This window comes from Marinobacter sp. AN1, assembly GCF_026013985.1.
GTDB lineage: Bacteria > Pseudomonadota > Gammaproteobacteria > Pseudomonadales > Oleiphilaceae > Marinobacter > Marinobacter segnicrescens.
The window spans coordinates 2304921-2325320 of sequence record NZ_CP110342.1 but is presented as its reverse complement, the minus strand read 5'-3'; the positions used below and the strand labels follow the sequence as shown (position 1 = coordinate 2325320).

The window sequence follows — 20400 nt, the reverse complement described above, 5'->3', positions numbered from 1 at the left end:
ACGGGGAGCTCATACCTCGACAGCCTCAAGCGGCTGCAGAATCTGCCAGTGCTTGCGGCTGATGTGGTTTTTTCCGTTGCTCAACTGTTGGATAGGGACGCAGTAATGAGCGGTAATCAACGGTGAAGGGGAAGCGAACATAAGAGCGAATCCGAATTCGGAAGCGGTTTTGATCAAACTTCTCTGGTTTGCAGCATCCAGCGCCAGGGCTTCGTCCAGGTAGCAAAGGGCTTGAACATTACGGCTCTTATCCTGCATCAGGTGGAGCATGGCCAGGCCGGTCACCAACTTGGCCATGAGCACGGTTCCGTTGGAAGCTGCGCTGTCGATGTCGTCAAAGCTTTCTACGTCTTGGTTTTCTTTGCCCAGCTCGAAAGTGAGGCGAAACAAATCGGCAACCTTCAGCCCTTGTCGAGCGCTACCTTCGTCGATCAGTAACTGGCGGGCTTGGTCCAGCTGTCGGTCGTCCAGTACGCTGGATTGGTTGAAGAGCTCGAAGGATTCGCCAGACTCCACTTTTTCTGCCGTTTGGATCAACAAGTCGATCGCTTCGACAAGGTGATTCTCGTGAACCGGCTGAATGCGGAAGACCTTGAGATCCGACAGTTTCCTGCGGCTGATCAGACGGTTGAATTCATGCATGGCGTTTTCGAATGACTGCAGGTTGTCCCGAAGATCCCTGAGGCTGGCCGTCACAGTGACCACGGCACTGCGGGCTTTCTTTTCCAGGGCTTCTGCCTCTCGGGCCAGATGATGGCGGAACTCTACCATCAACCGGATTTCCTCTTCCGGGTTGGGGGCATACTGGAATTTCGTCAGGCCACCGCTATGCAGCGTGATGCGTCGGTGCTGCAGATCCCGGTCCAGTTCTTTTAACTGATAGCAGTCCTGCTGATAGTTACGCAGCGTTTGCGCCAGTTGGTCGAGCGGTAGCTCCGGGTCGCCAACCCAGGGGGTATAGGGCAGGTCAGCAAGCCAGTTGAACTGCTCGTCGGTGTCGCCACGGTTCTGGCGGATACGATCTATCTCCTGGTGAGCGGTATCCAGTGCTTGCCGCTGCTTGGCGACTTCCTGGATCTGCTCCCTGAGCGTTTGTTGCTGGGCACCCGCCTGTTTCTGAGCGTGCTCTATCTCTGCCAGCTCTTGATTGGTTGCCTCCATTGCTTTCAGGCGATCCGGGCGCGATTTCTGAAGTTGAGCCAGTTCGTCAAACTGTTCCAGGTCCTTTTCCAGGCGTTTTACTTCCTGCTCCAGTTCTACCTTGCGCTTCTTCTGAGTGTCCAATTCGTCGGTAGCGGCCTTTTGTTCCTGCAATTGCCGGTGCCGGTCTTGGCAATCCTCAATCAGTTGGGCAATCTCTTCGTCTGATCGTTGTTCATACTGCGGCGCTTGGTGTTCAACAGACAGATTCAGCCCGGGTAGTTGAAACCGATCTTCGCGCATTTCCTGCAGCCATTGGCGCAGCTGGCCCGAATCCAGTTGATAGTCCCCAGGCGGCAAGGTAAGCAGTTGGCGGTTGAGCCCTCGGTTGAGAATACTGATCTGCTCTTCGGAGAGGTGCTGTTTAAGTGTGAGATAAAGATTGTCCGAGAGTGTTTCCTGTTCCTTGCGCAGTGCTGATAGCTCCTGCTCCTCCCGCCGCAATTGATGATCAGTGGCGGTCGCAGACTGCCCATGGGCATTGGCGAGTAAAGCAATCTGACGGTCGCGTTCTGCGGTGGCACTAGCAAGTTGCTGCTCAAGCTGGCTGCGGTCATTGACCAGCGCGAACCGGTTCTCCAGTTCGTCACGGCGCTGCTCGTCCTTGTTCAGTGCCTCCAACTGCTGATTGAGCTCACTCTGGCGGCGGGTCTGCTCCCTGTCCCTCTGAAGCAATTCTGCTTCCTGCTTGTGCAATTTCCCATGCTGATGCTGGAGGCTTTCGCTTTCTTTCTGGTAATGGTTCTGCCAGCGTTGCAGGCCATCGTCGATGAGCGGTCGGCGGGCAATGATTCGGCCTCTGGTGGCGAGTCGTTCGTCCTGCTGGCGTTCCAGATCGTCAATCTGAGTTTGCTGGTTTTTGGCGGCCCGGTATTGTTCCCGATCCTGGTTCACCTCGGCAAAAGCCTTATCCCATTCCTGTTTGAAATCCACCACGGAGTCCGGCAACAAACGGCTGAAGATCTGCAGCAGGTGGCGTTTTACTTCGCCGGAACTGAGTTTGTCGAGACGTAGGGTGCGGGTAAGAACCTGACGGTAGGCGTTTGCATCCTTGCGGTTCTCTAGCCGGAAAATGGTAAATTCGGAGCTGGACTGTCCCCGCTTTCGGGCACCGCCGTAGACCATTTCGGCAAACTCAGTCGATGAGTAGAAATTGGCCGTTCGCCCATGATGAGCCAGCTGCTCCAACAGCTGTGGCTGCGTCACCAGCTTGCCATTGGCCAGCCTGTACTCCTCAATTTTCAGAGGGCCCCGATAGGCAAAATAGGCGTAGTCATGACTAAAGCCCTTGCCCACACACCCCAGCACCACAGAGCCAGCTTCAGGTAAAGTGACTTCTAGCAGGATATAGCTGCTATTGGATGGGAAGTAGAAACGTCTCGCTTTGTCTTTGTCGTGGGCACCAAAATCCAGGTGCCGCTTGTCGATAATCAGCAGATATTGCAGGGCATTAATCAGGCTGGTCTTGCCAGTATTGTTGGGGGCAATGAGAGAAACTGACTCATCCAGAGGGAGCTCTGCGCGCTCATAGCCGGCGCTGTTGAGAAGTACCAGCTGCTGGAAGCCGTAATCGGAACTCATAGGGAATTATCCTCGTCATCCTGATCGCTAGCCCAGGAAACATCTTCATCCTGATCCACCTGGCTGGCCAGTTCTTCGTAATGATCCAGGTAACGACACACAGCAGGCAACAGCTGCCAGGCTCCGCTATCGTAACGGGCAAAGCCGAAGTTTTCTGCGGTTCTCATCAGGCTCGCCAGGCCGGACAGATCCAGCTCTTCTGCCTTCAGCAAGTCCTGGTGTTGCTCGAAAACCGTTGTCAGCAGGGTTTGATCGATTCGCCAATGCTCGAATTTCATCAGCGGAATGCCGGCATCCGCTTGAGTATCAAAGATGACCATGAACAACAGGGCCAGTTGTCGGGTGGCTTTGTTTGTATTGCTGCTGCCGTCGTCCTGATGGAACCAGGCGAAGCCCCGGCCATCAAGGCGAAGGTCAAAACCCAGTGCGGTAAAAATGGCCACATAATCGTCGAGGTTGCGTTCAAGCTCTTCCCACAATACTGGTTCTGAGATCCGGTTGAGATGCCGGCCCCGGTTGAACCACCGAAAAAGATGGGCCAGGTTTGGCAGGTTGCTAGCGATTTGTTGGAATTGGCTGGTATTACTCACGAGTTTTATTCACCGGTTGTGTCAGACGGTAGGGCCAGTAGTGCACTGAAATCAGGGAAAGGGCGGATATTGTAGGCTGCGCTTCCAGCTCCATCTCCCATAGGTCCTCTCGTGCCAGGTCATGATAGAGCCGCAGAAGAACCTGGTCAGGCAGGGAGGGGTAGTGGTGCTTCAGCCACTCCAAAAGGTTGCCGACCGGGAGGTCCTTTAACAACTGTTGCCGGAGCTGTTCTTCGTTAATCCACTCAGCAATGGTTATGGGTGCCGCATCGACTTCGCCCGGGAACTCCCGTTCAGAAGGCTCAAAGTTCCTCGCTTCCGCCATGATTGTTTTTATTTCGTCGCCTACAGACACACTGCGGCTTTGATTCACGCGCCACACCGGCAGCCAAGACTGATCCTGGCGTTTGCGAAAGGTGCGGTTGAGCCCTTTTTTGCGAACCTGTCCCAACAACCGGCTGATAGCTGAGGAAAGATTGTTGTGTTGGCGTGCCTCTTCTCGGAGGGGCAACAGAATTTCAGCACATTGCTGAGCCGTGATTCGCCCCAGTCGTCGCAGTTCCTTGGCCTGATAACCAACGTGCCGGAGACGGTTGAGGTGGCTGTAGAGTGCGCCTTTGGTATTCAGGCGATTGTATCCGAGGTCGAGGGCGTCTTCCGCTGCGGCGAGGTGATGGTAGAAAATGCCGGAAGGTCCGGAATCCATCATCTCGTTCATCGGTTCTACATATTGGTCGTACGCGTCGAGGACGGACTTGTAGCGTTTTGCAATGGGAGCCCGGGTGTCTGCTGATTTTGCTTGCTCGGCCAGCTCGGCAATCGCATGGCGGTCCTGCTCGAGCTGGCGGGCAATATCTCTGAACAGGGTAGATAGTTGGTTAATGGCTTGAGTCTGCTGACCGGTATCTCCGGCTTCGATACCCGCGGTGAGGGTCTCTGTCGCGCCACGAATTGCTTCGATGCGCGCCTGAATGACTGATGACAGTCCTAGTTCGTGTTCATGCGTCAGGCCACGGACAAACTCAAGTACATGGGCATTGACCACGAAGCTTTCAGAGCGGCTTTGAGTCTCCATTACGCCACTTCCCAAAAGCCTACGTAGGGCCTCCCTGACTTGAACGTCGTCCAGGGCCGGTTGAGCCTGGCGAATGGCAGCAAGAACCTGTTCCTCGGAGAACGCCGGCATCTCCCGGGTGGCCCGAACCAGTGCCTCGACAGTTTCCCATTGCTCATAAAGTGTTCGAGTGAGGTGTTTTGGGCTAGCCATGGTGTTAGTCGCCCTTCGAAGCAAGGCGGGCGTCGATGCCAAAGAAAACCGCCGCGTTCACCAACGCTTCATCCTCACTGATAAGTTGAGCCTGGTGATGTTCTGCGCATGCCAAATGAAGTGCATCCAACGTTCTCAAGCTTGTCTTCCTGGTGCCAATCCAGTGGCTGGCCCGTTTATAGTGGGCCGTTTCAATGGGGCACAGGCTGAAGCGCCCATGGCTGACATCATCGTGGAATGCACTTTCGATCCGGTTCGCCTGGGGTTCGCTGAGCTCTCCCATCCGAACCCACCGGGCCAATGCGCTTGCCACCTCAACTTCAGTCAGATGACTGATAAGAACCGGCTCGGTCTGTGATTCAAGCAATACCTGAACACGATCGCTGGCGTGCTCTTGTCGGTAGTAGGGGAGAACGGCGCTGGTATCGAAGTACAACATTAATAGCGCTCTTCGTCTCTGAGTTCCCGCACCGCCTGAGCAGAGCTTTCCCGGACGGGGGGCAGAGATGCCCTGAGTTCCGAACGGTTTGGAAACTGAATCTTTTCGGGCAAGGCCGCGGTTAGGCGTGCAGCAGGTTTACCGTGACGCAGAATTACAACCTCTTCTCCTGCGGCCACAGCGTCCAGAAGATTTGAGAGCTTTTCCCGAGTTTCTCGAACATTGATCGTTTGCATAATTCTCACCATATCCGTGTACACAATGAGTGTACTCTCAGTAGAAGTTCTATAGCAATCAGGTCCGTTGGAGATTTTTCGGTTTTATCTAACTCACTCAGAAAGTTTCTGTTCCCGCTCAAATCTGATCGTTGTCCTCGCCCGCTTAGGCGGCTTGATCAACCGATAATGATTCCGCATGGCCTGCGTTTCATGTCCGCCTTTGTCGTTTTCTCCTTGGCTCAGGAATTCTTCGGTCAGTCCTTTCTTGCGGAGGTCTCTGAGGTGGTACATGCCTCCATAGCCTGCTGTCTTGCAGGCATCTCGCCAGGCGGCCTGCATAGTTCTGTGTTTTACTTGTTGAGCTCTGGAGCGCTTATCGAAGTAGCGTGGGTATACTAGGAGGTATTCGCTTATGATGGCCTCCTTCCGCTTGAACTGTCCCGCCGGATGTATTCTCCGGCAGGCTTCCTGATAGGCCCTCACAGCTGATGGTAACCCCATAAACTCAGGGTCAGGCTTGCACCAGCTTATGAATTTTCCTACGGGAGGGCAGTGCGCGGAGCCGCTTTTCAGAGTTTTATGGAGTCCGCACTGGATTTCGAGGTCGCTTCGAATATTCGCATCCAAAAGTGCTTTCACCCAGAATTTTTTTGCTTTTTTCTCAATCGATTCATTTGTCCAAATATACTTCCAGCCCGGACAGATCAACTTAATCTGATCGAATATAACGTTCACGGCTTCGGCCATTTTTATTTCAGCATCACTCGGCTTTTCATTTGGCTGCATCGTTAACCCTCCCATAGCCAGGAAATGTCCCCGTGACTAGATTGATTCACCAATGTCATTGGCTCGCCACCTGACCTGGTTGCCTTCTTTTCTCTGTCCAGGGTTGGCTTCTTTCGCCTAGTGCTCGGTTTTAGCTGCGCATTAGTGATGTTTTTATTTTTTGAATATTTCTTTTTGGAAATTGTCTTACATAAAGGGCCGTTTGCACCGGTGTCGGATTGACCGTGGCCCGAAAAGCCGGCATCGGTATCCCCGTTTTTGGTAACGGCAGGTTTCTGAGGGGTCTGGTGAATCGTGATGCCAGTGATCCAGCGCCCATATGCTCCACGCACTTTTTCCCGAACCAAATAGCCGGCATCCTCAAGTTCTTTGAAAATTCGCTGTTGTTTATCTTTCCCAATGCCAAATTTCTTCCGAATATGGTCCGCACGGACCTCCCAGTCCTTTGGGAGCGATAAGAGGTAAACCAATACACCGATAGTGTCCAGGGAAAGCCCCTTTTCCTCGAATAAGGCATTTGGAATCGAAGCGAAGTTTTTGGTTAATCGCTCTTTTTTAATCGGCTTTGCAGCTTTCTCCCGGAGTTTGAATTCATTAATTAAGGAATCCCGCGGAACTGCTGTTGCCGCTGTTGCGGTAATTTTCAACCCAGTTGTCCATTTTACTGCGTTTAAGCAGCCGATTTATTCAGCTCGATTTCCTGCAATTTGCCGGGGTTGAGTGACACAGCACCCACAGGCTTCCAGTTTCGGGTTGCCTTGGACCAGCGCCGAGGATTCCGACGTTTGGCTGCCTCATACACCCGCTTACGATGCTGCAATTGCTCCAGATCCTTTCCGGTATGACGCGCACTCGGGGTGACGAAGTTGATGCCGCTATGCAGGTGATGGTTGTTGTACGCATTTTCGAACGCCAGCATCCAGTCGCGCCCCTCAACCAACGAGGCAAACCCCTTTGATGGCCAGGCCGGGCAGTATTTCAGTGTCCGGAACAGCGACTCTGAGTACGGGTTGTCATTGCTGACACGAGGCCTGCTGTGTGACATCGGCATGCCCAGTTCAGCCAGCCGTGCACGTAACGTGTGCGACGTCATAGGCGCCCCATTGTCCGAGTGCAGAACCGGTGGCTTGTTCCAGCAACCTTCGCGCAACAGCGCGCGCTCGATGAGCTGTTTTGCCAGCATTCCGGACTCAGCATCATGTATTTCCCAAGCCACGATCTTGCGGCTGTAAATGTCCAGCACCAGGTACAGGTACCAGTGCTGACCACGAACCGCCGACGGGCAGTAACTGATGTCCCAGCTCCACACCTGATTGGGGCCAGTGGCGGTAAAGCTGGTGGGCTCCGGCACCTTGCGCCTTGGCTTCATATGCCCTCTGTGGTTCTGCTGCTGATGCTTTTTCAACACCCGGTAAAACGATGATTCAGACGCCAGGTAGACACCCTTATCGGCCAGCTGAGGAACAATCTGCGAAGGCGGCAGGCTGCGGTATTCAGTCTGATTACAGGTGGCCAGAATGGCAACCTCCTCGGCAATCGTCAGCTGATGTGGCTGTTCAGCCTGCTTGACCAGTGGCCGGCGATCCGGGGTAACCATCCCGTCGGCTTGTCGCCAGCGCTTTACCGTGCGCTCGCTCAGACCCATGAGCTCGGCTGCCTTGTGCCTAGGGGCGCCGCCAGCCACAGCCTCATCAAAGTACTGCAACAGCCTTGTACGCTCAGCCAGCGAGGTCAGTTGTCCTCGTTGTCCGGGGTTTCGCCGTACAAGGCTTCGAGCTTTTTTGATAACACCAGCAAGGAGGTCGTTTCCGCCAGTACACGGTCTTTGCGACGCACTTCTGCCTGGAGCTTCTTGATAGTTTTGCGTGCCTCACGCTGCTGCTTATGAGCGGTCTTATCGCTTTCCACCTGCATGCCTGCGCCCTGGAGGCAACCCGCCTTCCAGCGCTGGATTTGCTCGGGGTACAAGCCCTTCTCGCGACAATACGCGCCGAGCTCGGCTTCAGACATGGGCGCTGTTTCAATCACAGCAGCCAGCTTGGCTTCAGGAGACCACTCGTCTCCATTGTTACGATTACCCGGCACAGGCATTCCTTGTTGTCGACACTGTTTCAACCAACTATACAGGGTCACATCGGAGATGCCTTCCTCTGCGGAGACAGAGACAACGGTCCGGTTATGGGGTGGCAAGAGCTTGTTGAGAACTGCCGCTTTACGTTCATCGGAATAGCGTGGCATGTGTGCATCCATACCGCCCCCTGTGATGTGGTTTCAGGCAAAACTGCCTACTGGACAACTAGGCTGACACAGGGGGGTTGCTCCCTAATGCGTGAAAACTAATTTACTCGGTTACAACCCGTCTGACTGAACACACGCAAGCGTAAAAATGGCTGCGTGTTGCGTTGACAAAACCAATGAGCGGTAATTTCGAGCGATCCCGCTACTATCTACAGATATTGCGTTCGCACTAAAGCGTAGGGATCAAACGAGGATGAATCTCTCGAGGCAAGCCGTATTAGTAACTCGTTGGCTTCTTGCGGCCCCATCTCACGAGGCTGCTTTATCTCCATGATGTGATTCCTTGCAAAGAGCTGAATATTTGAACAATGTCACCTATTGCGTAGTTCAAAGATGTCACAGGATTTCATCGCAAGGTTGCTTGCAGTGGGCTAAGCTTCTGTTTTCTATGTCTAAGGGCTGGCGAATGGGGATTCAGCGACCGGATTAATGAAACGGTCAAATTTCTACACTCGCAAAGCAGCGCTCTGTGCAATTACTGTTATGTATCACCGAAGGGGTTGAGAAAGCGATGACTGTAATCATCAATACGGTATGGGGAGGGCGGATATCACAAATCGTCGACCGCCAGATTTCTCGAATCCGTCCGAGCGGTGGGCACACTGTAGTAGATAATGAATCAAACAAGGTTATCGTCTTACTTGCAAAAGATGCCTTGGCAACGATCGCGTATACCGGAATAGCAGTTGCGAATCAAACGTGGATGGATTGCCAGATCGCTAACTGTATTGCGCACAGAAAACTGGACCTCGCCTATATTCAGCCCGGCACCAACTACCTCGCAAGGCCCATTCACACGGTATTGAGTGAGCTAGCAATAAATCTAAACGGGTGCTTAAACTCTGACTCTAGCCCGAATTTCTCATGAGGGGATAAAAGAAAGCGGCTGAAAGTGTTAAAATTTCAGGACCTTACACCATCAATCAACACCAACAACCGCTATCCAAAATGGTACCTCAAAAACTGACCTTCTCGCCACTTTCCCGCCGCCAGATTGAAACCGACTTCTCCGGAGGCCATATCACCTCCGATGCCGGCTTGCTGTTACTGCGCGAAGTCGACAAACAACACCGGTTAACCCAACGGCTGGCCGAGACTCTGACCGACCAGCGGGATCCCCGGATGATTCGTCATGAGCTCAAGTCCCTGGTCCGGCAACGGGTCTACGGTGTGGCCGGTGGCTACGAAGATCTGAATGATCATGAAGCGCTTCGCTTTGATCAGGCACTACAAACCGCCACGGGGAATGCCTCGACTCTGGCCGGCAAGTCCACGCTTTGTCGAATGGAGCAGGCGATGGATCGGCAAACCATTGTCAAAGCGCATGAGTTGCTCTGGCACCACTTTATCGAGCAGCATGAGAAGCCGCCCAAGGAAATCGTGCTGGATTTTGACGGCACCGATATTCCGGTGCACGGCGACCAGCCGGGTAAGTTCTTTAACCGGTATTACGACCATCACTGCTACTTCCCGCTTTACGTCTTCTGCGGTAGGCACTTGCTGGTGAGCTATCTGCGCACCAGCAATCGAGGTGATGCCCGGCACAGCTGGGCCATTCTGGCGCTGCTGGTGCGATTTATTCGCGAGTATTGGCCACAGACCCGGATCGTGTTCCGGGGCGACTCCCACTTCAGCAAGCCCCGACTGCTGGCCTGGTGCGATCGCAACCAGGTGGATTACATCGTAGGCATGGCCCGCAACCAGCGGCTGGAGGCGCTTGCCGCCCCAGCCATGGACAAAGTCCGGACCTACTACGAGGCTCATGGCCATAAGCTCGCCAGCACCTTCCGCTTCCGCTACAAAGCCCGAAGCTGGCATAAGCCACGCTGGGTGGTTGCGCGCCTGGAATATGGCCCTCAAGGCCCGAACCCCCGGTTCGTTATCAGCTCCCGCTACGATGACGGATTCAAGCTCTACTACGAACAGTATTGCGCACGGGGTGATATGGAGAACCGGATCAAGGATCAACAACTGGATCTGTTTGCCGGTCGCACCTCCAGCACACACTGGTGGACCAACCAGTGGCGGCTGATCTTATCCGGCTTCGCCTACACCCTGTTCGAGCGTTTGCGGGTGCATCTGAAAAACACGCCCTTCGAACGTATGAGTGCCGGCACCTTGCGCTTGAAGCTGATCAAGGTTGGCGCAGTCATCATCCGCAACACCCGCCGAATACGGGTGTTGATGAGTGATAGCTATCCACACAAGAACGATCTCTCAGCACTGGTTCAGCGCTTGGTGCCCCAGTAGATAATCGGGCTCCCCCGGCCCGATACCAATGGGGGAAAGGGGGAGTTGTGCCTGAATGCCGGAAACTGGCTAAATAATCGCCAACTTCGACCATGACCACTCGGATCTGGCACTACCAGGCTTGGTCTGCGAAGGTTGTTGGAGCACTATGAGAAATCCGGGCTAGGGGGTAATCCCCCCATTTTTAGCGGGGTTCAAAAGTAGACCTCAGGCCATCATGGCCAACTTCTGTTGAGGGGTAATCCCTCCAAGTCCCATGTTGGGCCGTTCGTGATTGTAGTGCCATAGCCAGCGGGTGGCGTAATCCTGGACTTCGTCGGTGCTGTCGAACAGATAGTGAGCCAGCCAGTCATACCGTACCGTTCGGTTGTAGCGTTCGATGTAGGCGTTCTGCTGGGGCTTGCCGGGCTGGATAAACACCAGTTGGATGCCCTGGGTTTCGGCCCAGGTCGCCAGCTTGCCACTGATGTACTCCGGGCCATTGTCACAGCGAATAGAGCGTGGCTTGCCTCGCCATTCGATGATTTGCTCCAGTGCGCGGATCACACGCTCTGCCGGCAACGAGAAGTCGACCTCAATGCCCAGCCCCTCTCGATTAAAATCGTCGATGACGTTCAGTAACCGATAACTGCGGCTGTCACTAAGTTGGTCATGCATAAAGTCCATGGACCAGCTGTCGTTAATCGTTTCCGGCACGGCCAAGGGCTCCGGCTTTTGACGAACCAGACGCTTCTTGGGCTTGATGCGCAAATTCAGCTCCAGCTCCCGGTAAATCCGGTATACCCGCTTATGGTTCCAGGTAAAGCCTTTCACATTACGCAGATGCAGGAAGCACAGACCGAAGCCCCAATTCCGCTGGTTGTGGGTTAACCGGATTAGCCAGTCCGCGATCTCAGCATTTTCGCTGCTGAGCTTGGCCTGGTAGCGGTAACAGGTCTCGCTGATACTGAACATCCAACACGCCAGGCGAATACTGACGCCCTTCTCACCGACGGCTTTCTGCGCCATCTCACGGCGACGAGACGGCTTCACCACTTTTTTTCGATGGCTTCCTTGAGGATGTCCGACTTGAGCCGTTCCTCGGCGTACATCTTCTTGAGCCGGCGGTTCTCATCCTCCAGCTCCTTCAACCGGGCCATCATGGAAGCGTCCATGCCACCGAACTTAGCGCGCCACTTGTAAAAGGTTGCACTACTCATGCCGTGCTCACGGCACAACTCCGGAACCGGGACGCCATTCTCGGCTTGCTTCAGGATCGACAGGATCTGGCTGTCGGAAAAACGTGATTTCTTCATGCAGAATCTCCCTGCGTGTAGCTTACGGAAAATTCTACTTTTGACTACCGCTGTTTTTCGGGGAGATTACCAGATACCTAGTGTCCCGTCTGGGTAATTCGTTTATTTATCATTAATGACACTCAACTTTGCTCGCGCCACTGAAGTCATAATCGATTCTGCGCTTTTGTGCCAGCGGAAGGGCTTTGCCAGCTTCTCATTATGAGTTTGGATAAAGCGACGAATCGCCTTCTTCAGTTCGCCGACACTGGTAAAAATGCCACGGTACAAAGCACGGCGTTCCAGTTGACCAAACCAGCCCTCCACGGCATTCAGCCAGGAGGCGCTGGTTGGTGTGAAGTGAAGCTTGAACCGGGGATGTTTCTCCAGCCAGGCTTTTACCTCTGGTGTTTTATGAGTCGAGCTGTTGTCCAGAATCAGATGAAGGTCCTGCTCTTTCGGTGTTTCTCGATTAATCTGTCGCAGAAAGTCGAGAAACTCTTTGGCTCGGTGGCGTTGCGTAATGCGCCCAATCACTTCGCCGTTCAGAATGTTCAGAGCCGCGTATAAGCTGGTCGTGCCGTGCCTCTTGTAATCGTGGGTGCGACGCTCGATCTGGCCGGGTTTCAATTGCAACTTTGGTTGAGTGCGATCCAGTGCCTGGATCTGCGTTTTCTCATCAACAGACAGCACCAGGGCGTTATCCGGCGGATTCAGGTACAAACCGACAACATCGAAAACTTTATCAGCAAAGTCCGGATCATTGCTGATTTTGAAAGTTTTCAGCCGGTGCGGTTTCAGGTCAGCGGCTTTCCAGATCTGATGCACTTGCCAGCGACTAACACCGGCATATTCGGCCATCAACCGGACGCTCCAGTGGGTTGATTCCTTGGGCAGCTTTTTGACCGTGTCATCAAGAATTGCCTTAACCTTTTTCTGATTCAGCTTTCTGGGTTGCCCGGGTCTTGGTGCATCCTGAAGACCGCTCAGGCCCTGTTCGGTGTAACGATTACGCCACTTGAATACCGTGGCCGTCGTGGTTCCCAGTCGCTCAGCAACGACTTTGGGTGATTCACCGGCATTCAGGGCCAAAACGATTCGCGCTCGCAGAACGAGATTCTGACTCAGCGTGCTTGTTCGCAACCAGCTTTCCAACTCCAGTTGATCGTTTACCGTAAGATTAAAGGGAGCTTGCGTATTCCGGCGAACGTGACCGGTCATTCCGGGGATCGTGACCGTTTTGCACACGGCCATCACGCTGGAGTCAGTTTTGTACTCTGAGCGGTCACGATGGGTCAACCGATTCCGCATTTTGTGCTTTTGCTTTTCGCAGTGATTCCCCCTTCAGATTGAGTCGGTGAGCCCCGTGCAGGAGCCGGTCCATGATGGCGTCAGCCAGCGTGGCGGAGCCGATGTAGTCATGCCAGTGTTCGGTTGGTAACTGGCTGGCGATGAGCGTTGAGCCTCGCCCGTGCCGGTCTTCGATCACCTCCATCAGATCCTGACGTTGTTGTGCCGTGACCTTCTGCATACCCCAGTCGTCCAGGATCAGCAGGTCGGTTTTCAGCAACTGGTTCATCAACCGTGCGTAGCTGCCATCGCCGTGGGCGATGCGCACCTGCTCGAACAGGCGCGGCACGCGCAAGTAGCGAACCGAGAGCCCTTGCCGGCAGGCCTGGTTGCCCAGGGCGCAGGCCAGCCAGGTCTTGCCGCAACCGGTCGGGCCGGTGATGCACAGGTTCAGGGATTGGCGGATCCAGTCACAGCTGGCCAGCCCCGCCATACGGGAGCGCTCCAGCCCTCTCGGGTGGCGGTAATCGACGTCTTCCACGCAGGCAGGGACCCGCAACCGGGCCGCCTTCAGCAGCCGATCCAGACGTCGATTTTCACGATGTAGCACCTCCCGGTCGATCAGCAAGGCCAGGCGTTCCTCGAACGCCAGGTCGTGGGTGTCGGGCTGTGCCCGTTGTTGTTCCAGGGCATCGCACATGCCGGTCAGCTTGAGCTGGCGCAGGGTATCGAGGGTGTTTTGAGTCAACATCAGTGTCTCCGGGATCAGTGGTAGTAGCGGGGGCCGCGAACGTTGGTGTGAACGGGCAGATCGGCCAGTTCCGGTTCTTCCTCGGTCAGTGGCAGAGGCAACTGATCCAGACCCCGCTTCAGGATCGAGGTGATGCTCTGGTAACTGGCCGAGTTGATGGACAACGCCCGGGCACAGGCCTGCTCCAGCCGGTCACGGCTGTAACGTCGGCTCAGGTTCAACAGCCCCAGGCAGGCCCGGTAGCCATGCTCGGGATGAGGACGATCCTTGAGCTGGCGCTGCACCACGTCGAGCGTGGCGGGGCCGATGTCCGTGGCCCAGTTCAGGAAGCGGCCCGGTGACCAGTTCTGGTGGGCCTGATGGGACTTGGGCATATGCTCGGTCAGGGTGACGAAGCGGCCCTTGCCGTGACGGGAATGAAGGGCGACCCGCTGGCCCTTGTGCATCACCTCCACGGACGTATCGGTCACCCGAACATCCAGCTTCACGCCCACGAGTGTGTGAGGCACGCTGTACAGCCGTTTGTCGATCTCGATGTGGTAGTCGATGCCCGGTCGTGCCTTGCGCCACTCGGCGTAGACGTAGGGCGTTGCGGGGAGCGGCCTGAGCGCGGGTCGGTCCAGTGCCTCGAACAGGCTTTGGCGGCTCTCGGAGCGCCCCTGGAACGGGCGCTTGTTTAGGGCCGGTAACAGCCCGGTGATGGCTGCATTTAGCTCGGCCAGGGAGAAGAACGTCTGATGTCGTAACCGGGCCAGGATCCAGCGCTCAACCAGCAGCACAGCGGCTTCGGCCTTCGCTTTGTCCTTGGGCTTGTAGGGGCGTGCCGGTAATACCGCCGTCTGGTAATGGGCGGCCAGCTCCGCGTAGGTCTCGTTGATCTGGGGCGTGTATCGGTCTGCCTTGGTGACCGCTGCCTTGAGGTTGTCCGGAACCAGCAGTTCCGGCACGCCGCCATAGAACGCCAGCATCCGCTGGTGGGAGGCGATCCAGTCCGGCAGGCTCTGGCTCCAGGTGGCCTCGGCGAAGGTGTAGCTGGACGCACCCAGCACGGCCACAAAGACCTGGGCCTTGCGCATCTCGCCGGTGCTACGGTCCACCACTGGCACGGTGGGACCGCAGTAGTCGATAAAGACCTTCTCGCCGGCCCGGTGGACCTGGCGCATGCTGCGCCGCTGCCGGCCTCGCCACAGCCGGTAGTGATGGCAGAACTGGCTGTACCGGCGGGCCTTGTCGCCGTGGCGTTCCACATATTCGGCCCAGAGTAGTTGCAGGGTGACGCCCTTGGTCTTCAGCTCCTGATGGACCTGGAAGTAGTCGGGCTCGGCAAAGCGTGAAGGCGGCGTTTTGGCCGGGAACAGCTGGGCTTCCAGCCGCGCTTCGTCCGTGCCTTCCGGCAACGGCCAGGTGATGCCTTGAGCGGTGGCCAGGCTGACGTATTTACCGACCACACCCTTGGAAAGGCCACAGGCGCGGGCAATGCGGTCATGGCTCAGGCCCGCTTCGTACTTGAGGCGCAAGACCTCGATGATTTGTCGCATGGAAATCCTCGCTGCCGGCATCCGCCCTTCCTCGTGATGAAAAAGGAAGTGGTATGCCGGATAAAATTGAAGAATTCCAGCGCTTTGGCAGTGATTCCGGAGGAACGTGACCGATGATTCCGGCATCGTGACCGGCGATTCCGGAAAACGACCCGAAATCGGTCACGATAAAACGGAATGAGCGGTCACGATCGCCCGGAACAGGCGGTCACGTTCAAACGGAATGGGTGGTCACGATGGGCCGGAATATGCAGGAGCTGGTTTCCGGGCCAAAACAGAGTCTCCAAACTCGTGAATAATAGCTCGAATTATAGCATATATGCGCTTAGGAAATACCCGGACGGAACACTAGACGACAAACCTAATTGTCTTCCTCAATAAAAACACCGGTGCACCATATTTAATTTTTTAAAAAAGGGAAAATGTGTGACAAATATTTACAAAGAAATACTCGGTGATGAAGCAAGTCAATATATTCCAATTATTGAAAAGATACTTTCTGAGTGTGGATCGTATAACTATGAGTTTCTCAATGAGGAAGATTTTAAGGATCTTATAAGGCGAGATGTTGCGGAGTCGCAGGCCCAATATATAAAAGAATTACTCTACAGGTCTCACTTTGTTTCTATGTCTGCAATTGCTCGGAATTTTCAGTGGTTGGAGGGGATGAAGTGTGCTTATGAGGCTGGCCTATACTTACCTTTCGCAGCGTCTATGCGCTGCTTTCTTGAATCAACTGCTGACAGCTATTTCTCTCTGCAAAGCCTTTGCACAACACTATCAAAAAATATTGGAACTATTAACGATACGATAAATAAATGTACTACCCAGTTTGGGATTTTTACTGAGCTTGAAAATTTTCTTATCCACTATACCCACGCAAGAAGGCTTGAAAAAACTGAGATTGCACCAGACTCCCATGAAGCAAAAACTGCCGCAAAATATATCAGAGACCTAGAAGAAAAATCCAGTGCTCAAGTTCAAAGATTGTAATCCCCCCATTTCTAACCGTTCTTTTGAATAGAGAATTAAGCGGCCTCCAGTAGTCTGGACGGGGGTATTCCTCCAATGGCCGTGTTCGGTCGTTCGTTGTTGTACTGCCAGAGCCACTGAGTCGCTAATAGCTGAGCATGGGCAATGCTTTCGAACTGATGCAAGTCTAGCCATTCATGTCGTGCGGTCCGATTGAACCGCTCGATGTAAGCATTCTGGGTGGGCTTGCCAGGCTGAATGTAGATCAGCGTAATTCGGTTTCTGTTGGCCCAGTTTATCAGTGACTGCGAGATGTATTCTGGCCCATTGTCACATCGAATCGCTGCGGGTTTGCCGCGCCATTCAATGATCTGGTCCAGGGCACGAATCACCCGTTGTGCGGGTAATGACAAGTCGACTTCAATGCCCAGGCCTTCCCGGTTGTAGTCATCAATCACATTGAAGGTTCGGAACGTCTTGCCGCTAACCAGTTGATCGCTCATGAAGTCCATCGACCAGACCTGATTGGGCGCGGTCGGCACATCCAGCTCACCTGGATAATCCCGCTGGATCCTTCGTCGGGGCTTGATGCGCAGGTTCAGTTCCAGCTCCCGGTAAATGCGATACACGCGTTTATGGTTCCAAGGGTAGCCCTTCACGTTACGCAGATACAGGAAGCACAGGCCAAAGCCCCAGCGCTTGTGCGTTTGTGTGAGCCGTAACAGCCAGTCCGCCACCAGTGCGTTCTCGCCACCAAGCTTCGCCTGGTAGCGATAGCAGGTTTCGCTGATGCCATACACCACACAGGCCAACCGAATACTGATGCCATGTTTGGCCACGCCCTTGATGGCCATCTCCCGGCGTTGAGATGGCCTTACAACTTTCCCTCAAGAGCTTCCTGGCGCAGTTCAGCTTTGAGCCGCTCTTCGGCATACATCTTCTTCAGGCGAGCGTTCTCAGCTTCCAATTCCTTCAGGCGCTTCATCATGGATGCATCCATACCGCCAAACTTCGAACGCCACTGATAAATCAGGGCCGTGCTGACGTTGTGCTCACGAGACAACTCAGCCACCGGAACACCGGCTTCGTGCTGCTTCAAAATCGCCATGATCTGGCTGTCAGTAAATCGAGACTTCTTCATCTGTCGCTCCTTCTGCGATCATTGTAAAAGTCTCTACTCAAAACCTCGATTATTTTCTGGGGGGACTACAAGATGTTACTCAGAATTGTGCCAACTAAGCCACCCAGCTGCGCAAGGTGTTCTGCATATGATGGTTCCTGTCAGTGAAACTGAGTTTATGTTTGAGCACGGGCACGGTGAGGTAAAAATAGAAGCTCTACTAAGTAAATATCGTCAAGATTTCGTGTCATTATTAACTTTTTCTTTTAATCCTTCTATTCTAGCCTTAAAAGTTATCAATTATGTCGATTGGTCTCACCTGCATGTGGAGCCGATAAATGAAATTAATATGAATAATATAGTGGCTTGGAATAAATGTAAGAAAAATATCGACGAAGCAAGATTTCAAAGGGCGAATTAAAGGGGCATAGATAAAAAGCCATTCCACTTCCTCACGGCCCTCCACCGGGCGGCCTTTTCTCCACTTCGCTGAGCAAAGGCCGCCGTTGAATATTTACGTTGAGGTTGACGAAAAATTTCGAAGTCTCACAACCCCGGCTTGGTAGGATCAGGTAAACGCACAAAGAGCTGTTAGCATGCACGGTTTCAAGCATTACAACTACTGCCAGAACGCCATCGTAGTGACTAGCTACATATAAGATGCTGAGAATTGGGGAAGCGAGTGCACTGCGAACGTAAGTGGTACCTATGGAAGCTCAAATTTTCACCCAAAAAATAATAACGTAACTTATTGAGCAGAAACGCTTTAATAAAAACTGAATAAGCGTAGTTTCGCTTTAAAGAATATCCCGTAACATTCTGTATTTAAAGAAGAAATAATTTTCAGGAGGTTCGTCCTGCAACTCCGTGTACGCCGGTTCGATTCCGACCCGCGCCTCCATTTTTCCTTTTAGTGTCATTATTTGGCCTTTTCCAGGTTTGTTGTATTTATCGGTTTCCGATAGAGCCCTCAGGCGTTGAGCTCCGCCAGGAACGCAGGCATTTGAGCTGCCGGTCGTGGCGTGGCATACAGAAAACCCTGAGCCAGGTCGCAACCCAGATTCTTGACGAGAATATCCTGCTCCTCGGTCTCAACCCCCTCGACGACCACCGTTAAACCAAGGGTATGTCCTACCGTGATCATGGCTTTCATTATGGCCATATCACTGTCGTTGCTCATCGCGTGGTGGAGGAAGCTCCTGTCAATTTTGATGCTACAAACCGGCAGCTTGCGCAGATACACCAGCGAAGAATAGCCGGTTCCGAAGTCGTCGATTGATATATGAACGCCCGAACGCTTCAATCTTTCAAGTTGTCTTATCTGTCCGTTGTCGCTGCCAAAGACTTCGTTTTCCGTCAGTTCCAGGCCCAATTGGGAAGTGGTCAATCCATGACGTTGCAGTGTCTCCAGAATCTCATCCGCCAGGCGGGGGTTGTTCAACTGCCTTCCCGACAGGTTGATATCAATCCGCATGTGTCCAAGGGCTGTGCCCTGCCAGGCTTTGAGTTGCCTGCAAGCCGCTTCGATGACCCAGTTGCCAATCCGGTGTATCAACCCTGATTTCTCGGCTACCGGTATGAAGTCTGCTGGCGAAACAGCCTGACCGTGTTCATTGAAACATCTCAGCAGGGCCTCACAGGAATCCATACCACCATTCACCAGGTCAATTTGTGGCTGGAAGTACAGTTGCAGGGTATCGCTGGCGATCGCTCGGCGGAGCAGGGTGGTGATATCCTGATAGTGGGTGAGCCGGTCATTTATGTCAGGTGTATAAAAGCAGACGCTGTTCTTGCCTGTTTCCTTTGCCTGATACATGGCGGCATCGGCGTTGCCCATAAGCTCAGCGCTTGTTGTTCCATTGTCAGGAAACAGGCTTACACCGAAACTGGCTGTTACCTGGAAATAGTCCCCATCGATGGTAAATCCACGATCCAGGGCGTCGATCAGGCGGCGCAGCAGTTCATGGATGCCTTCAGGCCCGTCAAAATCGAACAGCAGCAGTACAAATTCATCACCCCCGAACCGGCTCAACAGATCAGCACCGCGGATTTCTTTCTTAAGAACATCAGATACCGCTTTTAACAGCTTGTCTCCCTGATGGTGGCCAAGCGTGTCGTTGATCAGCTTGAAATTGTCCATGTCGATAAATACGACTGCCACTTCCCGCTTTAGACGGGACGCTTCCGCCAAGCGCACGGTTAATTCCGCTTCCATAAAGCGCCTGTTGGGCAGTTCGGTTAAGTCATCAAAGAAGGCATTCCTGTGCAATTCCGCCCTGGCTTTCTTTTGCTCCTCCAGGCTGATATCAACACAGTACATTTCACATTCACCGGTGTCCTGCTTGATCATGACATGACTGGAATACACCGGGACCAGGTGGCCCTCCTTGTGTTTGAGTTCCAGTTCTTCTGAAGGAATCCCGACGTTTCTCTCGAGCCAGTCTGTGTGCGCCTTTATAACACCGTCCCGCATAGAGTCCGGGATTATCAGGTCTTCCAGTAACTTCCCCTGGGCTTCTTCCCGGGTATAGCCGTACAAGCGCCGGCTGGCCTCATTCCAGTAGATAACCTCTCGGTTCCGGTTATAGCCCTGAACGGCCACCATGGGGAGGCTTTCTATCAATTCATGGAACTTTCTCTCGCTTCGATCGAGGAAAGACTGTGAACGTTCTTTGCGGGTCGCAGACGATCCCTGCATGTTCAGCGTTTGCTTCTCCGGCATTATTGGTAACCCCAAACATCGATCAAAAACCAGAAGCCGAATTGCCTACCTTTGGTACGAGCATAGGTTGGTATTTGGTCACTTTCTAGCCTGTTCTCCGGGGG

At 53.7% G+C, this 20400-nt stretch carries 18 protein-coding genes; 4 read left to right on the top strand and 14 right to left on the bottom strand.

Annotation, left to right across the window (positions count from 1 at the left end; translation table 11 throughout):
• Window positions 1-9: 9 nt before the first annotated feature.
• From LJ360_RS10700 to LJ360_RS10665, 8 genes are all read right to left on the bottom strand, one after another.
• On the bottom strand, window positions 10-2781 hold the full coding sequence (locus tag LJ360_RS10700) for a hypothetical protein (protein ID WP_091848204.1): 2772 nt from the start codon (window positions 2779-2781) through the stop codon (window positions 10-12).
• Window positions 2778-3371: a condensin complex protein MksE gene (locus LJ360_RS10695; RefSeq protein ID WP_091848202.1), complete on the bottom strand. Its 594-nt coding sequence runs from the start codon at window positions 3369-3371 to the stop codon at window positions 2778-2780. Before LJ360_RS10695 ends, LJ360_RS10700 begins: the two co-directional genes overlap by 4 nt.
• A complete protein-coding gene (locus LJ360_RS10690; RefSeq protein WP_245742378.1) occupies window positions 3364-4446 on the bottom strand; it encodes a hypothetical protein in 1083 nt (360 codons plus the stop codon). Before LJ360_RS10690 ends, LJ360_RS10695 begins: the two co-directional genes overlap by 8 nt.
• Window positions 4447-4642: 196 nt before the next feature.
• The gene (locus tag LJ360_RS10685) at window positions 4643-5077 is read right to left on the bottom strand and encodes a type II toxin-antitoxin system VapC family toxin (RefSeq protein ID WP_091848200.1); all 435 of its coding nucleotides are present in this window, start codon (window positions 5075-5077) and stop codon (window positions 4643-4645) included.
• Window positions 5077-5313 (bottom strand): type II toxin-antitoxin system Phd/YefM family antitoxin, encoded by a 237-nt coding sequence (locus LJ360_RS10680; RefSeq protein ID WP_041333254.1) that lies wholly within the window; start codon window positions 5311-5313, stop codon window positions 5077-5079. Before LJ360_RS10680 ends, LJ360_RS10685 begins: the two co-directional genes overlap by 1 nt.
• A gap of 93 nt (window positions 5314-5406) precedes the next feature.
• Window positions 5407-6081, bottom strand: coding sequence for a replication protein P (locus tag LJ360_RS10675; RefSeq protein ID WP_264993957.1), 675 nt, complete (start codon window positions 6079-6081; stop codon window positions 5407-5409).
• Between the two features lie 2 nt (window positions 6082-6083).
• Window positions 6084-6728: a helix-turn-helix domain-containing protein gene (locus LJ360_RS10670; protein ID WP_264993956.1), complete on the bottom strand. Its 645-nt coding sequence runs from the start codon at window positions 6726-6728 to the stop codon at window positions 6084-6086.
• Window positions 6729-6751: 23 nt separating this feature from the next.
• Window positions 6752-8319 (bottom strand): IS3 family transposase gene (locus tag LJ360_RS10665; protein WP_264996024.1). Its coding sequence is split into 2 segments (ribosomal slippage): window positions 6752-7837 and window positions 7840-8319, totalling 1566 coding nucleotides; the frame shifts between segments, so codons are not numbered across the junction.
• Window positions 8320-8848: 529 nt separating this feature from the next.
• Between LJ360_RS10665 and LJ360_RS10660 the strand changes: the two genes are divergently transcribed.
• Together LJ360_RS10660 and LJ360_RS10655 are read left to right on the top strand one after the other, a co-directional pair.
• The gene (locus LJ360_RS10660) at window positions 8849-9247 is read left to right on the top strand and encodes a hypothetical protein (RefSeq protein WP_264993955.1); all 399 of its coding nucleotides are present in this window, start codon (window positions 8849-8851) and stop codon (window positions 9245-9247) included.
• Between the two features lie 80 nt (window positions 9248-9327).
• Window positions 9328-10629 carry an IS1380-like element ISMaq3 family transposase gene (locus LJ360_RS10655; protein WP_011784498.1) on the top strand — a complete coding sequence of 434 codons (1302 nt, stop codon included), beginning with the start codon at window positions 9328-9330 and terminating at the stop codon, window positions 10627-10629.
• Between the two features lie 207 nt (window positions 10630-10836).
• Here the strand turns inward: LJ360_RS10655 and LJ360_RS10650 are convergent.
• From LJ360_RS10650 to istA, 4 genes are all read right to left on the bottom strand, one after another.
• Window positions 10837-11924 (bottom strand): IS3 family transposase gene (locus LJ360_RS10650; RefSeq protein ID WP_091854787.1). Its coding sequence is split into 2 segments (ribosomal slippage): window positions 10837-11672 and window positions 11672-11924, totalling 1089 coding nucleotides; the frame shifts between segments, so codons are not numbered across the junction.
• 102 nt (window positions 11925-12026) lie between these two features.
• A complete protein-coding gene (locus tag LJ360_RS10645; protein WP_264996025.1) occupies window positions 12027-13124 on the bottom strand; it encodes an IS630 family transposase in 1098 nt (365 codons plus the stop codon).
• Between the two features lie 64 nt (window positions 13125-13188).
• Window positions 13189-13944, bottom strand: a complete 756-nt coding sequence (gene istB, locus LJ360_RS10640; RefSeq protein ID WP_091849090.1) for an IS21-like element helper ATPase IstB — start codon at window positions 13942-13944, stop codon at window positions 13189-13191.
• Window positions 13945-13958: 14 nt separating this feature from the next.
• Window positions 13959-15503, bottom strand: coding sequence for an IS21 family transposase (gene istA, locus LJ360_RS10635; RefSeq protein WP_264993954.1), 1545 nt, complete (start codon window positions 15501-15503; stop codon window positions 13959-13961).
• 405 nt (window positions 15504-15908) lie between these two features.
• Between istA and LJ360_RS10630 the strand changes: the two genes are divergently transcribed.
• Window positions 15909-16475, top strand: a complete 567-nt coding sequence (locus LJ360_RS10630) for a hypothetical protein (RefSeq protein ID WP_264993953.1) — start codon at window positions 15909-15911, stop codon at window positions 16473-16475.
• A 35-nt stretch (window positions 16476-16510) separates the two neighbouring features.
• On the opposite strand, the gene LJ360_RS10625 is transcribed toward LJ360_RS10630, so the two are convergent.
• Window positions 16511-17595 (bottom strand): IS3 family transposase gene (locus tag LJ360_RS10625; RefSeq protein ID WP_091855255.1). Its coding sequence is split into 2 segments (ribosomal slippage): window positions 16511-17334 and window positions 17334-17595, totalling 1086 coding nucleotides; the frame shifts between segments, so codons are not numbered across the junction.
• A gap of 127 nt (window positions 17596-17722) precedes the next feature.
• Between LJ360_RS10625 and LJ360_RS10620 the strand changes: the two genes are divergently transcribed.
• A complete protein-coding gene (locus LJ360_RS10620) occupies window positions 17723-17995 on the top strand; it encodes a hypothetical protein (protein WP_264993952.1) in 273 nt (90 codons plus the stop codon).
• Between the two features lie 549 nt (window positions 17996-18544).
• Here LJ360_RS10620 and LJ360_RS10615 read toward each other — a convergent pair.
• Entirely contained in the window at window positions 18545-20272 is a 1728-nt protein-coding gene (locus LJ360_RS10615; RefSeq protein WP_091853726.1) for a putative bifunctional diguanylate cyclase/phosphodiesterase, read from the bottom strand.
• Between the last annotated feature and the right edge of the window lie 128 nt (window positions 20273-20400).